Annotated in this window: 13 protein-coding genes; 3 read left to right on the forward strand and 10 right to left on the reverse strand. The window is 65.1% G+C overall.

Annotation, left to right across the window (positions count from 1 at the left end; translation table 11 throughout):
* The first annotated feature begins 78 nt into the window (after positions 1–78).
* The 3 genes from ACR9YP_RS28255 to glsA all read left to right on the forward strand — a co-directional run bounded on the left by ACR9YP_RS28255 (position 79) and on the right by glsA (position 5,437).
* Entirely contained in the window at positions 79–1,245 is a 1,167-nt protein-coding gene (locus ACR9YP_RS28255) for a TAXI family TRAP transporter solute-binding subunit (protein WP_474217649.1), read from the forward strand.
* 247 nt (positions 1,246–1,492) lie between these two features.
* A complete protein-coding gene (locus tag ACR9YP_RS28260; protein WP_474221129.1) occupies positions 1,493–3,568 on the forward strand; it encodes a TRAP transporter permease in 2,076 nt (691 codons plus the stop codon).
* Between the two features lie 21 nt (positions 3,569–3,589).
* Positions 3,590–5,437: a glutaminase A gene (glsA, locus tag ACR9YP_RS28265; protein WP_438109028.1), complete on the forward strand. Its 1,848-nt coding sequence runs from the start codon at positions 3,590–3,592 to the stop codon at positions 5,435–5,437.
* A gap of 342 nt (positions 5,438–5,779) precedes the next feature.
* Here glsA and ACR9YP_RS28270 read toward each other — a convergent pair whose 3' ends face one another.
* From ACR9YP_RS28270 to denD, 10 genes are all read right to left on the reverse strand, one after another.
* On the reverse strand, positions 5,780–6,082 hold the full coding sequence (locus tag ACR9YP_RS28270) for a nucleoside triphosphate pyrophosphohydrolase family protein (RefSeq protein ID WP_176945636.1): 303 nt from the start codon (positions 6,080–6,082) through the stop codon (positions 5,780–5,782).
* A 27-nt stretch (positions 6,083–6,109) separates the two neighbouring features.
* The gene (locus ACR9YP_RS28275) at positions 6,110–6,637 is read right to left on the reverse strand and encodes a carboxymuconolactone decarboxylase family protein (protein ID WP_091888497.1); all 528 of its coding nucleotides are present in this window, start codon (positions 6,635–6,637) and stop codon (positions 6,110–6,112) included.
* Positions 6,638–7,260: 623 nt separating this feature from the next.
* Positions 7,261–7,620, reverse strand: coding sequence for a Zn-ribbon domain-containing OB-fold protein (locus tag ACR9YP_RS28280; protein ID WP_438109030.1), 360 nt, complete (start codon positions 7,618–7,620; stop codon positions 7,261–7,263).
* The gene (locus tag ACR9YP_RS28285; protein ID WP_438109032.1) at positions 7,617–8,753 is read right to left on the reverse strand and encodes a thiolase family protein; all 1,137 of its coding nucleotides are present in this window, start codon (positions 8,751–8,753) and stop codon (positions 7,617–7,619) included. The genes ACR9YP_RS28280 and ACR9YP_RS28285 overlap by 4 nt, the downstream gene beginning before the upstream one ends.
* A gap of 8 nt (positions 8,754–8,761) precedes the next feature.
* Entirely contained in the window at positions 8,762–9,961 is a 1,200-nt protein-coding gene (locus tag ACR9YP_RS28290) for a CaiB/BaiF CoA transferase family protein (RefSeq protein ID WP_438109034.1), read from the reverse strand.
* 124 nt (positions 9,962–10,085) lie between these two features.
* Positions 10,086–10,292 carry a hypothetical protein gene (locus ACR9YP_RS28295; RefSeq protein ID WP_091888505.1) on the reverse strand — a complete coding sequence of 69 codons (207 nt, stop codon included), beginning with the start codon at positions 10,290–10,292 and terminating at the stop codon, positions 10,086–10,088.
* Positions 10,293–10,419: 127 nt separating this feature from the next.
* Positions 10,420–11,589, reverse strand: coding sequence for an acetyl-CoA acetyltransferase (locus ACR9YP_RS28300; RefSeq protein WP_091888507.1), 1,170 nt, complete (start codon positions 11,587–11,589; stop codon positions 10,420–10,422).
* Between the two features lie 59 nt (positions 11,590–11,648).
* Positions 11,649–12,299 (reverse strand): bifunctional 4-hydroxy-2-oxoglutarate aldolase/2-dehydro-3-deoxy-phosphogluconate aldolase, encoded by a 651-nt coding sequence (eda, locus tag ACR9YP_RS28305; protein WP_438109036.1) that lies wholly within the window; start codon positions 12,297–12,299, stop codon positions 11,649–11,651.
* 16 nt (positions 12,300–12,315) lie between these two features.
* Positions 12,316–13,302 carry a sugar kinase gene (locus ACR9YP_RS28310; protein WP_438109037.1) on the reverse strand — a complete coding sequence of 329 codons (987 nt, stop codon included), beginning with the start codon at positions 13,300–13,302 and terminating at the stop codon, positions 12,316–12,318.
* 23 nt (positions 13,303–13,325) lie between these two features.
* Positions 13,326–14,312, reverse strand: coding sequence for a D-erythronate dehydrogenase (gene denD / locus ACR9YP_RS28315; protein ID WP_438109039.1), 987 nt, complete (start codon positions 14,310–14,312; stop codon positions 13,326–13,328).
* Positions 14,313–14,320: the final 8 nt, after the last annotated feature.

Below are 14,320 nucleotides of genomic sequence, written 5' to 3' on the forward strand. Positions count from 1 at the left end.
CATCGCGGATGCCCGGTGACATGATCCGATTCAAGCAAGAAGGTCTTCGCGCTTAAGCGAAGATGATGGAGGGAAAACATGCTTCGTGGGCTGCTCATGCTTGCGCCTGCCTTGGTGGCAGGCATTTCTTTTGCGTCTACACGCTATGCGTTCGCCGAGGATATCAAGCTGCCGGCGACATTGACGTTCACCGCCTATGACACCGGCACCGCCGGCTTCAACATCGCGGTCGGCGTCGGCAAGATGATGAAGGACAAATATGGCACCGACGTGCGCGTGCTCCCCGCAGGCAACGACGTCGCCCGCCTCGCGCCGCTGCGCGCCAAGCGCGCGGCCTCCTCGGCGATGGGCTCGGGGACCTATTTCGCGCAGGAGGGCGTGTTCGAGTTCGGATCGAAGGAATGGGGGCCGCAGCCGCTCCAGATCCTGCTCTCGACGGTCGACTGCAATTGCGGCTCGCTCGGCGTCGCTGCCGACACCGGCGTGAAGGAGCTGAAGGACCTCAGAGGCAAGCGCGTCGGCTTCGTCGTCGGCTCGCCGGCGCTGAACCAGAACTCGCTCGCGGTGCTCGCCTTCGCAGGGCTGACGCAGAAGGACGTCAAGGCCGTCGAGTTCGCAAGCTACGGCGCGATGTGGAAGGGCCTGATCAACAACGACGTCGATGCCGCGTTCGGCACTACCATCACCGGCCCCGCCAAGGAGGCCGAGACCTCGCCGCGCGGCCTGATCTGGCCGCCGCTCCCCGCCAAGGACAAGGAAGGCTGGGCGCGGATGCAAAAGGTCGGCTCGTTCTTCTTCCCGCAGCTTGCGACCTGCGGCGCCGGCATCTCGCCGGACAAGCCGGTCGAGCTCGGTAACTATCCCTACCCGATCTTCGTCGCCTACGCCTCGCAGCCGGCCGATCAGGTCTATGCGATCACCAAGGCGATGATCGTGAACTACGACGCCTACAAGGATTCCGCGCCCGGTGCCGGCGGTCTTGCCGCCGACCGGCAGACCAAGAACTGGGTGGTGCCGGTACATCCCGGTGCGGTGCAGGCGCTCAAGGAGGCCGGGCAATGGAGCGATGCGCAGGAGGCGCACAACAACAAGCTGATCAAGCGGCAAGAGGTGCTTGGCGCGGCGTGGGCGGCGTACGGTAAGTCAAATCCGCCATCGGATGACAGGGCATTCCTCGACGGCTGGATGAAGGCCCGCGCGGCAGCGCTTGCCAAGGCCGACATGCCGAACGGATTTGAGGAATAGAACGCGATGCTGTTGGGTTTGATCGTTGCCGCGCGGGAAGTGCGCTCCCTCTCCCGCTTGCGGGAGAGGGTTGGGGAGAGGGTGTCTCCACGGCGGGATTCCCCCAGAGCAGGAAACCCTCACCCGGCGCTGGCGCGCCGACCTCTCCCGCAAGCGGGAGAGGTTGAGCGAGCCCGCGACGCGATCGATGCAAAACAACACCCATTCGCATTAGCCAGCGTTCAATAGCCCACGCGCGGGATCGATGATGCCTTCTGCTTCCACCTCCACCGGCTCGCAGGACGAGGCCAAGCGGATCGTGTTCGACGATCCGCACGGCGCCGCCGCCAACATGCAGGAGGCGGAGGTCACGCGCGTGCGTACGCTGCGCGGCGCCTGGCGCTGGACGCTGGTGGTTGCGACCGCGGCCACCATCCTGCTCTGCATCAACCAGCAATTCTCGCTGCGCTTCTTCGTCGGCTACACCCAGCTCAACACGGAGTATTTCTATCTCCTGATCGCGTTGATGCTGCCGTTCACCTTCCTGATCTTCCCAGGGACTGAACGCGCCCCGCTCGACCGCATCCCCTGGTACGACCTCGTCTTGTTCGTCGCGACCTTCGCGGCGGCGCTGATGCTGATGTCCAACGTACGCAAGGCGGCGGAGGCCGGCTGGGAGTTCGGCGGCGCGCCCAACAGTGTGATCGCAGCCGGCCTCGTGATGTGGGTGATGCTGATGGAAGCGCTGCGCCGCACCGGTGGCTGGAGCCTGCTGCTGAGCGTCTTGCCTTTCACCGTCTATCCGCTGTTCGCCGAATCCAGCTGGCTCGGGCCGTTCCGCGGCACACAATCGACACTCGAGCAGGCAACGGCCTATCACGTGCTCTCCGGCGAGAGCCTGCTCGGCATTCCGATCCAGGCCTTCGCCGACACCGTGATCGGCTTCCTGGTGTTCGGCACTGCGCTGATGATGACGGGCGCCGGGAAATTCTTCATCAACCTCGCCTTTGCACTGTGCGGTACCTTCCGCGGCGGTGCGGCGAAGGTCTGCATCTTTGCCAGCGGCCTGCTCGGCATGATGTCGGGCTCGATCATCTCCAACGTGCTCACCGCCGGTACCATGACCATTCCCGTCATGAAGAAGAGCGGTTTTCGCGCATCCTATGCCGGTGCGATCGAGGCCTGCGCCTCGACCGGCGCGGTGTTGGCGCCGCCGGTGATGGGCGCGACTGCTTTCGTGATCGCGCAATTCCTCAATGTCAGTTACGCCGATGTCGCACTCGCCGCGATCATTCCGGCGGCCCTCTATTACGTCGGCCTGTTCATGCAGGTCGATGCCTATGCCGCGCGCCACGGGCTGAAGGGGATTCCGCGCGCCGAGCTGCCCCGCATCATGGATACGATCAAGGACGGCTGGTACTACGTCTTCGTGATCGCGCTCCTGATCGTGATGCTGCTCTACTTCAAGCGCGAGAGCCACGCGCCGTTCTACGCCACCGCGCTGCTGCTCGTTCTGAACCAGTTCTTCTCCAAGGACACGCGCTGGACCTTTGCGACCATCGGCAAGTTCCTGGAGGTCAACGGCCGCACCTTCGTCGAGCTGGTCGGCATCCTCGCCGGCTGCGGCCTGCTGATCGGCGCATTCTCGATGACTGGCGTGGTGTCGAGCCTTGCCAACGACCTCCTGCACATTGCCGGCGACAACGCCTTCCTGCTGCTCGGCATGTGCGCGCTCACCAGCCTGATCCTCGGACTCGGCCTGACGACCACGGCCTGCTACATCTTCCTCGCCATCCTGGTCGCGCCCGCGCTGGAGAAGCTCGGGCTCAATCGCATGGCTGTGCACATGTTCATCTTCTATTGGGGCATGCTGTCCTCGATCACGCCGCCGGTTGCCATCGCCTCGTTCGCCGCCGCCGGCATTGCCGGCTCGCCGGCGATGAAGACCGGGTGGGAATCGATGTGGGTGGGCAGCATCATCTATTTCATCCCATTCTTCTTCGTGCTCAATCCGGCGCTGGTGCTGCAGGGGCCGAGCCCCTACCTCGCCGGGCTCGGCCTTATGGGGCTCGCCGCGTTCGGCACGCTGTTCATCTGCGGCGGCATCCAGGGCTACCAGCCCTTCGTCGGTAACTTGCGCGGCGCTGGCGCGCTGGAATGGCCGATCCGTGTGCTGCTGGTGATCGGCGGCTTCGTGGTCGCGACGCCCGGCGGCGGGATCATGCCGCTGTCGCAGATGCAGGTGACGCTGCTTGGCCTCGCGATCCTCGTGCCCACGGCTTTGCTCGCCCTTGTCCTGGTCCGCCGGCAGACCATCGTGCCGGACGGGTTGCGCGCGCCCTGATTGCGTTGCACAAGTGAGGCGATGAAGCCGCTATCGCCCGCCGCCTCCGCCTGGACCCGCTCGAAACCGCCCTTGCTGCGGTTTCTGGACAATTGCCTCAACGAATTCTCGGCCGAGACCTCAGGCAGCGTTGCTGACTACATCCCCGAGCTGGGCAAGGCCGACCCTGCCCATTTCGGCATCAGCCTCGCGACGCTGGACGGGCATGTCTACGAAGTCGGCGACAGCCGGGTGCCCTTCACCATCCAGTCGATGTCCAAGCCGTTCGTGTTCGCGCTGGCGCTGGACCTTTTGGGAGCCGGCAAAGTCGAGAGCGCGATTGGCGTCGAACCTTCCGGAGATCCCTTCAACTCGATCCGGCTCAATTCCGAAAACCATCCGTTCAACCCGATGGTCAATGCCGGCGCGATCGCCTGCACCGGGCTGATCTACGACAGCAAGGGCGCGGACGCTTTCGAGCAGATCCGCCTTGCGCTCGGCCGTTTCGCCGGACGCGAACTCGCTGTCGATGAATCGGTCTACGCTTCGGAGAGCCAGACCGGCGACCGCAACCGTGCCATCGGCTATCTCCTCAAGACCAACGCCGTGATCTCCGACAACGTCGCGGCCGTGCTCGACGTCTATTTCCGGCAATGCGCCGTGCTGGTCACGGCGCGCGACATCGCGGTGATGGCGGCGACGCTCGCCAATCGCGGCATCAATCCGCTGACGGGCGAGCAGGTGCTGACGCCGTACGCGATCTCGCGCACGCTCTCGGTGATGACATCGTCGGGTATGTACGATTATGCCGGCGAATGGGTCTACCGGATCGGCATCCCCGCCAAGAGTGGCGTCGGCGGCGGCATCCTCGCCGCACTCCCTGCCCGGCTCGGGCTCGGCAGCTATTCGCCCAAGCTCGACAAGCACGGCAACAGCGTGCGCGGCATCAAGGTCTGCGAGGCGCTGTCCTCGCATTACGATCTGCACATGCTCAACCGCAGCGACGACGCGCGCAATGCCGTCATTGCCGACTATGACATCGGCAAGAGCCCGTCGCGGCGCGTGCGCCGCCCCCAGGAGCGCGAGATTCTGGCGGCGCACGAGCAGGAGGTGCGGGTCATCGAGCTGGTCGGTACGCTGTCGCTGTCGGCGGTCGACTACGTCTCGCGCCGGCTCGCGGGACGGCCGCGGCCGCAATTCGTGATCTTCGATCTGCACCGCGTCACCTCCACCACGCGCGCCGGTGCGCGCCTCGTCGCCGAAGCCTTCGAAGAGCTCGCCGCACTCAACGTCACGGTGGTGCTGTCGGGAGTCAGGCGCGCCTCCAAGGAATGGGACAGCTTGCGGGAATGGACGGCGGAGCTGAAGAACGTCCGCGACTTCTACCTGCTCGACACCGCGATCGAATGGGCCGAAGACCAGATCGTCTACCGCTATGGCGGCTCGATCGACTTCCACGAGACCACCGAGCTTGCCGAGCAGCCGCTGCTCGCAGGGCTGAGCGAGAACGAGCTGTCCGACCTCGCCGCAATCTGCACCGTCAGGAGTTATCCGTCCGGCGCAAAGATCGTCACGACCGGCGACCTTGCCGATGCCGTGTTCTTCCTGCGCAGCGGCGCGGTCCACGTCACGCTGCCCGATGGCGTCAGGCTGGCAACACTCACTGCCGGCATGGCCTTTGGCGAGATGGCGCTGCTGGAGGCAACGCGCTCCGCCGACGTATTCGCCGACATGGCCGCAACCGTGTTCGAAGCGCCTTTGAAGGATTTCGAGCGCTTCCGCGAGCAGCATCCCCGCGCCAGCGAGCGCATCATGCGCAATCTGGCCCAGCTATTGGCCGACCGCCTGATCGTCGCCAACGCCAAGGTGGATATTCTGACGTCGACGTAGCGGCGGCCGAGCTCTTCACCTCTCCCCGGCGGGTAGGGCTATCGCATATGCATTTCGCGGGGACCACCCGCGAGTTTGCTCCGCCTCTCCCGCTTGCGGGAGAGGCCGACGCGTCCCGGGCGATGCGAAGCATCGTCCCGAGCGCGGCGGGTGAGGGCTCTCACCGCACTGGGATCGCCTCCGCAATTCTCGACAATCCCCACGCGGAGGCACCCCCACCCCAGCCCTCCCCCGCAAGCGGGAGAGGGAGCCCACTGCCGATGCCGAAGCATTATTCACGCCATATGCGATAGCCCTACCCCGGCGGGGAGAGGTGACCGGGGCCTTCAGCTCACGCTTGCGTCAGCGGCTCGCGGCCTCGCTCAGCCGCCGGTTGATCCTGGCTGCGCTGGTCTTGAGCACTTCGGACGGCTGCTGGCCGGTGGCCGCGCACAGGCACGCCCAGTAGTAGACGACGTCGCCGAGCTCATTGACGAGACCCGCCTGATCCAGCCAGCCGTCGCGGAGCAGCTTCTTGATGTGATCGGCGACCTCGCCGGCTTCGCCGGCAAGGCCGAGACCGAGATAGGACAGCCGCTCGTTGGACGGATGCTCTTCGACTTTCGCAATGGTCGCGGCCCAGGCCGCATATTCATCGATCGTCATCGGCATTCCTCGCCGCTTCTAATCTGATCAGCCCACCACTTCCGTCACCGGCTGCAGGTCGATCTCGAACGTCTCCAAGAATTTCGAGGTCATAACGTAGAAGCCGACCGAGAGCTGGAGCTCGACCAGCGCGGCCGGCGTCAGCTTCGATGCGATCGCTTTGAAGGTCGCATCCGTCGGCTTGTTCAGTTTCACGATCTCGTCGGTGAAGGCCAGAGCGGCGCGCTGCACCTCGTTGAAGCAGCTCGCCGCCTGCCAGTTTGCGATCGCCTCGTTCTGCTCGTCGGTGACACCGACATTCTTGCCGATGCGCTTGTGCGCGACGATCTCGTAAGGTGCCTCACATAGGATGCCGGTGCGCGTGATCGCAAGCTCGCGTACCACCGGATCGAGCTCGCCCTTGTGGCGGATGGCGCCGCCAAGGCGGCAGTACTGCTCGAAATAGCTCGGCGAGTGCGCCATCATGCGAAAAATATTGGCGTTGCGGTTCTTGTCGAGGATTTCGCGGGTGCGGTCGGAGGCCTTGGACGGGTCGCTGTACTGAATGCGGGCCATGATTTTCCTGAAGTTTTCCCTGAAGTTTGTCTCTAAAGTTTTCTTGGGCTTTTGATGCTTTTTGTCGTTGCCGGTGAGAGTTCCCCCAAAACTCTATTCTTGCGCCGACGCAGGAGCAACATCATCGAGTCAAATTGCCGCCGCATTGCTGATCGACCCTGACACAGTCGATATTCGCCGCGTGGGGACAAATTGCGGTGGGTACTCGTGAGTGGGGTGTTCCGAGTAAAACAATTGGCCGTCTTTGCGCTCACCACGCAACGATGAGTCACGCCCAAGTCTAGGGAGAACAAGGCATGAAGGAAGCCACCAAGGGGGCGGCCTCGGGAGCGCTCGCGCATATGCTGGCGGTGACAGCGATGCTCGTCATCGCCAGCATCTTGTTCTACGGGCGTTAGAGCATGATCCGGAAAAGCGCGTAACGGTTTTCCGAAAAGATCATGCTGAAACAATAACCTAAAGCGCGATGACGATTCATCCTAATCTCGTCGCGCTTGAGTTGGAGTTTTAGAGTTTTCGTCATTCCGGGGTGGCCCTCGCACAGGCCAGGCCCAGAATCCCGTTCCAGGCTCGGTCCTTTGGACCGCCCCCGAATGACGAATCCCTCTATTCGCCCTTAGCTGCTATTTCTCTTTGGTGAAGAACGGCACGAGCTTGCCGGCAAAAGGTTTGAAGCTCGCGGTGACCGAATCGCCGATGACAAGCCCGTTCTCGCCATGCGCCATCATGCGAAAACCCTCGGCGCAATCGACCAGCAGGATGTTGTAGGGCACGTGGGCGCGCGTCTCGGGCGTCGCGGCGCGGCAGACCAGCGAGGTCGCATACACCCTGCCCTTGCCGCTGGCGCGCGTTTCGTGCGGATCGGGCACGCCGCAGGCGGCGCAGAAGGCGCGGTGGAAATACTGCACATGGCCGCAGGCGGCGCAGGCTTGGTAGGTGATGGCCTGCTCGCCCTTGGTCCAGTCGGCCAGACGCTCGCTCATCGCACCCGCTCCAGGAACATGCTGACATGGGACGACAGCACGCCGCCATCGCCGTGCAGGAGCGCGACCGAGGCATCGCGCACCTGCCGATTCGCCGCCCGTCCCGTCATCTGCAAATGCGCCTCGACCAGATGCGCCATGGCGCCGCCGACGCCGCAATGGCCGTAGCTGAGCAGGCCGCCATGGGTGTTCAGCGGCATCGCGCCGTCACGGTTGAAATGGCCTGATCGTATGCGGGCTGCCGCCTCGCCGCGGCCGGCGAGGCCGAGGTCCTCCAGCAGCATCGCGAGCGTGATCGTGAAACTGTCGTAGATGGCAGCATAGCGCACGTCGGAGATCGCAAGGCCCGCGGCCGCCTTGGCGCGCGCGATCGAGATTTCGGCGCCGAGTTCGCTGAGGCCGGGTGCGGCCGTGACATGCTGATGGGTATGGGCCTGCGCGCAGCCACGAATACGCACGCCCGCCTCCCCGGTCCGCTCGCGACTGACGATGAACGCAGCACCGCCGTCGGACACTGGGCAGCAATCCAGCAGCTTCAGCGGCATCGCCACCGGCTTGGAGGCCATGACGTCGGCAACCGTGATGGGATCGTGGAATTGCGCGCCGGGATGAGTGCAGGCGTGCTTGCGCATCAGCACCGCGAACTCGGCAAGGTCCTCTTCGGTCACGCCGTATTCATGCATGTAGCGGGTGGCGACGAGGCCGTAATAGGCGGGAATGGTCGGGCCGAGCGGAACCTCGTAGTCGGGATGTCCGACCTGCGCCAGCGCCTGGATCGAGGCATCGCGGCTCTGGCCCGTAAGCCGGTTCTCGCCGGCGACCACGAGCACGTGGCGCGCGACGCCTGCCTCGACGAGATGATGTGCGAGCATCGTCATCGCGAGGCCCGTGGCGCCGCCGACCTGGACGGCGTGGGCGTAAGCAGGGCGGATGCCAAAGTGCTCGGTGAAGACGGTCGCCAGCATGATGTGCGGCGAGACGGTGGAGTAGCCGCAGAGGATGCCGTCGATTTCAGTGCGCTTCAGCCCGGCATCGTCGAGCGCGGCTTGCGCGGCCTTGCTCATCAGGTCGAGCGAGGATGAGCCTTCGTGCTTGCCGTAAGGCGTGAGGCCGACGCCGGTGATGAAGCTCATAATGCCCCCTACTCCGGCGCGGGTCGCGTCACGCCATCGCGGATCATGGTTGCGATCTCGTCGGCGGAATAGCCGATCTCGCCCAGGATCTCCGCGCCATGCTCGTTGAGCCGCGGCGCGAGCCGATCCGGCTCGGCTTCCGTCTCCGACCAGGTCGCCGTCACTTTCATGCTGCGGATCGGGCCTTCCGTCGGATGCTCCACGACGGGGAAGAAATTCGTCGCCTCCAGATGCGGATCGTGCAGGATCGAGGCGAGGTCGTGCATCGGCATGACCGGCACGTCGGCCTTGGTCAAAAGCTCGATCCACTCGGCGGTGGTACGCGTCTCGAAAATGCGCGCGAGCTCGGCATAGACGACGTCGATATTGGCGGCGCGGCCGGCGAAAGTTGCGAATTTGGGATCGGCGCGCAGATCGTCGCGCCCCGTCGCCTCAAAGAAATTCTCCCATTGCTTGTCGTTGTAGACGATGACGCTGAGATGGCCGTCCGAGGTCTTGTAGGGCCTGCGGTCGCGCGAGAGGTGGCGGGCGTAACCGCCTTTGTCGAGCGGCGGCTCATAGGTGAGCCCGCCCATGTGATCGCCCATGACGAAGCCGGCCATGGTCTCGAACATCGGGATGTCGACGCGCTGGCCGCGCCCGGTGCGGTCGCGATGCACGAGGCTGGCGCAGATCGCGCCGACCGCGGTGAGACCGACGATGCGGTCGACCAGCGCGTTCGGCACATAGCGCGGCACACCATCGCCGGTCTGCGCCATCAGCGCCGGCAGCGCGGTCGCCCCTTGGATCAGATCGTCATAGGCGGGTTTTGCGGCATAGGGCCCGTCCTGGCCGAAGCCGAACACGCCGGCATAGACCAGACGTGGATTGATCGCGGAAACGACGTCGTAGCCGAGCTGAAGCCGCGCCATCGCCTGAGGGCGGACGTTGTAGACGAGAACATCCGCATTCTTCAGCAATCGCAGCACGGCATCGCGACCGGCAGGCTTCTTCAGGTCGAGACAGATCGAGCGCTTGCTACGGTTGGTGTTGAGGAATACCGGGCCCATGCCGGCGTGCCGCGTCGGGCCAATCAGGCGGGTGACGTCGCCGTCGAGCGATTCCACCTTGATGACGTCGGCGCCGTAATCGCCGAGCATCTGGGTCGCATAAGGCCCCATCAGCACGGTGGTCATGTCGATGACCTTGATGCCCTTCAGCGGCCCCATCGTTCGCTCCCGATTGCGCAGGGCTCAAGCGCCCTCGCGATTTCGGTCCAGCTAACGGCAGTGCCGCCGGTCGCGCAAGGGCGACCGGCGTATGGCGGCATGCATCGCGCGGCGATATCGCCCGCTATTTCTTCTGGCGGGATTCGCGGATCTTGATGAGACGGTCGAGCTCGTCGTTCTGCTGATTGATGCGGTCGGCGATCCGCGACTCGTTCTGCTCACCCGAGGCGGCAGCGGCCTGCTCGATGAGCTGGCGGATGTTATCCTCGAGGATCGCGATGCGATCGTTGAGGGCATCCATCGACAGTGAAGTTTCGTAGTCCTTGCTCATGATGCTTTTCCCGCAAACCAATCAGGAGCCCTAGGGTGGGCAAAGCGAAGCGTGCTCACCATGATCTAGCGCAAGAAAGAAGGTGGGCACAGCGCATGGCGCCTTTGCCCACCCTACAGGACCGAGCTTACTTCAACGGCTCCAGCACGGAAACGTAATTGGCGACCGCCGCACCGCCCATGTTGAAGATGCCGCCGAGTTTTGCGTTCTTGAGCTGCATGCCCTCGGGCGCCTGTCCGGCGAGCTGCATCGCGGTCATCACATGCATGGAGACGCCGGTGGCGCCGATCGGATGGCCCTTGGCCTTGAGGCCGCCGGACGGATTGACCGGCAGCTTGCCGTCCTTGAGCGTCCAGCCTTCCTTGATGGCGCGGGCACCCTGCCCCCTCGGCGTCAGGCCCATGGCTTCGTACTCGATCAGCTCGGCGACGGTGAAGCAGTCATGGGTCTCGACGAAGGAGAGATCCGAGAGCGTCACGCCCGCCTGCTCCAGCGCGCGCTGCCAGGCGACGGTGCAGCCCTCGAACTGGAGGATGTCGCGCTTGCTCATCGGCAGGAAGTCCTGGGCGTGGGCGGTGGCGCGGAAGCCGATCGACTTGCTCATGCCCTTGGCGGTCTCGGCGTCGGCCAGCACCAGCGCCGCGGCACCGTCGGAGACCAGCGAGCAGTCGGTCCGCTTCAAGGGACCGGCGACATACGGGTTCTTCTCGCTCTCGGCCCGGCAGAAGTCGAAGCCAAAATCCTTGCGCATCTGAGCGAAGGGATTGGCGACGCCGTTCTTGTGGTTCTTGGCCGCGATCAGCGCCAGCGCATCGGACTGGTCGCCGTATTTCTGGAAATACGAGCTGGCGATCTTGCCGAACACGCCGGCGAAGCCGCCGACCGTGTCGCCGTCCTCGGGCAGGTAAGACGCCTTGAGCAGGTTCTTGCCGATCTCCGGCCCCGGCGTCCGGGTCATCTGCTCGACGCCGACGACCAGCACGATCTTGGCCGCACCTGCGGCAATCGCGCGCAGGCCCTGATGCACGGCCGCCGAGCCGGTGGCGCAGGCGTTCTCGACCCGGGTCGCCGGCTTGAAGCGCAGCTTCGGGTCGGCCTGGAGCACCAGCGAGGCGGTAAAATCCTGCGGCGAGAAGCCGGCGTTGAAATGGCCGAGCACGATCTCGTCGACATCACTGGCCGAAATGCCGGCATCCGCCATCGCCTCGTTGGCCACGCGGGTGACGAGGCTTTCGACGGTTTCGGTGTCGAACTTGCCGAACGGCGTATGCGCCCATCCGACGATGCTGGCGGTCATGGTCATTTCTCCCTGGGGTCTCTTCCTGAGTTAAGTCTTAGCCCAGGGATGGCAAGACTTCACGCGGCTTTCAGGGCCTTGAGGGTGCGCTGGCAGATGGCAGTTATGCCGGCCCAGTTCCCGGCCCTGATCTCGGCCGTCGGGCACAGCCAGGAACCGCCGACCGCGACCACATTGGGCTCGGCGAGCCAGGTCGCCGCATTGGCCTCGCCGACCCCGCCGGTTGGGCAGAACCGCACGTTCGGGAACGGCCCGCCGAGGGCGCGCAGGCCCTTGATGCCGCCGGCCTGCTCCGCCGGGAAGAATTTGGCGACGTCGAACCCCTGCGCCAGCGCCATCATCAGCTCGGAGGCGGTGGCGATGCCCGGCGCGAACGGCAAGGCGCTGTCGGCAGCGGCCTTGAGGAGATCGGGGGTCAGGCCCGGGCTGATGCCGAACTTGACGCCGAGCTTCTCGACGCGGCTGAAGTCGGCCGGATTGAGAATCGTGCCGATGCCGACGACCGCCTCGGGCACTTCGGCCATCATTGCCCTCGCCGCCTCGATCGCAACGGGGGTGCGCAGGGTCACCTCCAGCGTGCGGACGCCGCCGGCGACCAGCGCACGTGCCAGCGGCACCGCATCCTGGATACGCTCGATGGTGAGGACGGGAATGACGGTCGCCGCCTTGAACAGCGCGACGAGATGATTCTGTTGGGCACTCGTGGTCATCGTTGTTGTCGCTTCTTCACTTGGTCACCTGGCGTGAGGCCGCCGGCCGATGCCGCTTCTTCGGCGGCATGGAATAGCTTGGAATGATGGCGCCGGGATAGCAGATCACGAGGCTGGCGAGACGATGCCCGGCCTGGGCGGCCTCGACCGGCTCGGAGCCGGCGAGCCGGGCCGCAATATAGGCTGCCGCGAAGCTATCGCCGGCGGCTGTGGTGTCCACCACCGGCTTGGTCATGGGGTCGGCGCGGACCTCGTGGGTAGCCCCCGGAACGCGCAACAGGCTCACCGGCTCGGCGAGCCGGAACACCAGCTCCGGAGACGGGATGCGGGCCATCAGCTGCTCGTGGCTCTCGCCGGGATAGAGTGCAAGCAGGTCCTCGGTCGAGGTCAGCACGATGTCGGCGGCCGCGAAGGCGGCAGCAAACACCTCGCGCGCGACCTCGCGGTCCGGCCAGCCGCGCGCGCGAAAATTGGTGTCGAACACAAAGCGGGTGCCGAGCAGGCGCGCGCGCTTGATCGCCGCGAACAGACGCTCGCGCCCGGGCGCGTCGTAAATCGAGAGCGTGATCGCGGAGAGATAGACGATATCGTAGCTCATCAGCGAGTTGAGGAGCTCGTCCGTCTCCGGCAGGCTCATCAGCTGGCGCGCCGCCGCGCTGTCCCGCCAGTGGAAGAACTGGCGCTCGCCCTTTGCATCGAGCTGGATCATGTAGAGGCCGGGCAGCTTGCCCGGCAGCCGCACGACGCGCCTCGTGCCAACGCCCTCGGCATTCCAGGCCGCGATCATCTCATCACTCAGGGCGTCATCACCCAGCGCGGTGAGATAGTCGACCTTGACCTCGAGCCGCGCCAGGTACACCGCCGTGTTGAGCGTGTCGCCGCCGAAGCCGCGCGAGTACAGGCCGCCGCCCTGCCCTTGCGCCGCGGACGATCCGGTGGAATGTCCGCCCTGGGCCTGCCGGAGCTCGACCATGCATTCGCCCATGCAAGCAACGCTCGCCATCATGTGACCCGCTCAGTGCGCGATCAGGCGACGAAATTGCCGCCGAGCTCGTCTTCGATGTGAATGCGGATGATGTCGTCGAAGTTCTTCTCGGCGGTGGTGAAGCCGAGCTCGCGCGACCGCTTCGCGTCGAAATTGCGCGGCCAGCCGCCGACGATGCCGACGATGAAGGGATCCGGCTCGCGCTTGATGCGCGCGGCGACCTTCTCGCCCGCAACGCGCTTCAAGGCCGCAATCTGCTCGCCCACGGTTGCGGACAGGCCGGGCATGGTGAGGTTGCGGCGCGGACCGACGGTCGCAAGGTCCATGGTGCCGGCGTGGAGCAGGAAGCCGACCGCGGAGCGCGGCGTCGCGTGCCAGTGGCGGACATCCTCGGACACCGGGAGGATCGCTTCCTTGCCGGCCAGTGGCTCGCGCAGGATGTTGGAGAAGAAGCCCGATGCCGCCTTGTTCGGCAGGCCCGGGCGGATGCAGATAGTCGGCAGGCGGATGCCGATGCCGTCGAGGAAACCGCGGCGCGAATAGTCGGCGAGCAGGAGTTCGCCGATTGCCTTCTGGGCGCCGTAGCTGAGCAGCGGGGTGTGGAAGAACTCGTCGCCGATCGCATCGGGGAACGGCGCGCCGAACACCGCGATCGACGAGGTGAAGACCACGCGCGGCTTGTAGCCACCGCCGACGAGCCTGATCGCATCAAGCAGCATCCGCGTGCCGTCGAGATTGATGCGGTAGCCCTTGTCGAAATCGAGCTCGGCTTCGCCAGAGACGATCGCGGCAAGATGGAAGATCACATCGGGGCGGCCGGCGATCAGCTTTTCGGCCGCGCCGGGCACGGCGAAATCGCCCGAAACGGTCTCGACGGGGAAGCCGGCCTTTTCCGGCTTCTTGGGCTCGACCACGTCATGCATGGTCAATTTCGTGATGTCGCTCTTGCCGAGCCGACCGTCGCGCAGCAGCCGTTCACAGAGTTTGCGGCCGACCATGCCGGCGGCGCCCAGAACCAGAATGTGCAAGAGCCTAC

Source organism: Bradyrhizobium sp. BR14999 (assembly GCF_056106085.1).

What these genes read in the sequence shown, in the direction of transcription:
- ACR9YP_RS28290 (WP_438109034.1), bottom strand. Translation starts at nt 9,961, where the DNA reads ATGGGGCCGCTGAAGGGCATCAAGGTCATCGACATGACCACCGTGCTG.
- ACR9YP_RS28260 (WP_474221129.1), top strand. Translation starts at nt 1,493, where the DNA reads ATGCCTTCTGCTTCCACCTCCACCGGCTCGCAGGACGAGGCCAAGCGG.
- ACR9YP_RS28275 (WP_091888497.1), bottom strand. Translation starts at nt 6,637, where the DNA reads ATGGCCCGCATTCAGTACAGCGACCCGTCCAAGGCCTCCGACCGCACC.
- ACR9YP_RS28295 (WP_091888505.1), bottom strand. Translation starts at nt 10,292, where the DNA reads ATGAGCAAGGACTACGAAACTTCACTGTCGATGGATGCCCTCAACGAT.
- ACR9YP_RS28310 (WP_438109037.1), bottom strand. Translation starts at nt 13,302, where the DNA reads ATGGCGAGCGTTGCTTGCATGGGCGAATGCATGGTCGAGCTCCGGCAG.
- ACR9YP_RS28255 (WP_474217649.1), top strand. Translation starts at nt 79, where the DNA reads ATGCTTCGTGGGCTGCTCATGCTTGCGCCTGCCTTGGTGGCAGGCATT.
- ACR9YP_RS28280 (WP_438109030.1), bottom strand. Translation starts at nt 7,620, where the DNA reads ATGAGCGAGCGTCTGGCCGACTGGACCAAGGGCGAGCAGGCCATCACC.
- ACR9YP_RS28270 (WP_176945636.1), bottom strand. Translation starts at nt 6,082, where the DNA reads ATGACGATCGATGAATATGCGGCCTGGGCCGCGACCATTGCGAAAGTC.
- ACR9YP_RS28285 (WP_438109032.1), bottom strand. Translation starts at nt 8,753, where the DNA reads ATGAGCTTCATCACCGGCGTCGGCCTCACGCCTTACGGCAAGCACGAA.
- glsA (WP_438109028.1), top strand. Translation starts at nt 3,590, where the DNA reads ATGAAGCCGCTATCGCCCGCCGCCTCCGCCTGGACCCGCTCGAAACCG.
- ACR9YP_RS28300 (WP_091888507.1), bottom strand. Translation starts at nt 11,589, where the DNA reads ATGACCGCCAGCATCGTCGGATGGGCGCATACGCCGTTCGGCAAGTTC.
- eda (WP_438109036.1), bottom strand. Translation starts at nt 12,299, where the DNA reads ATGACCACGAGTGCCCAACAGAATCATCTCGTCGCGCTGTTCAAGGCG.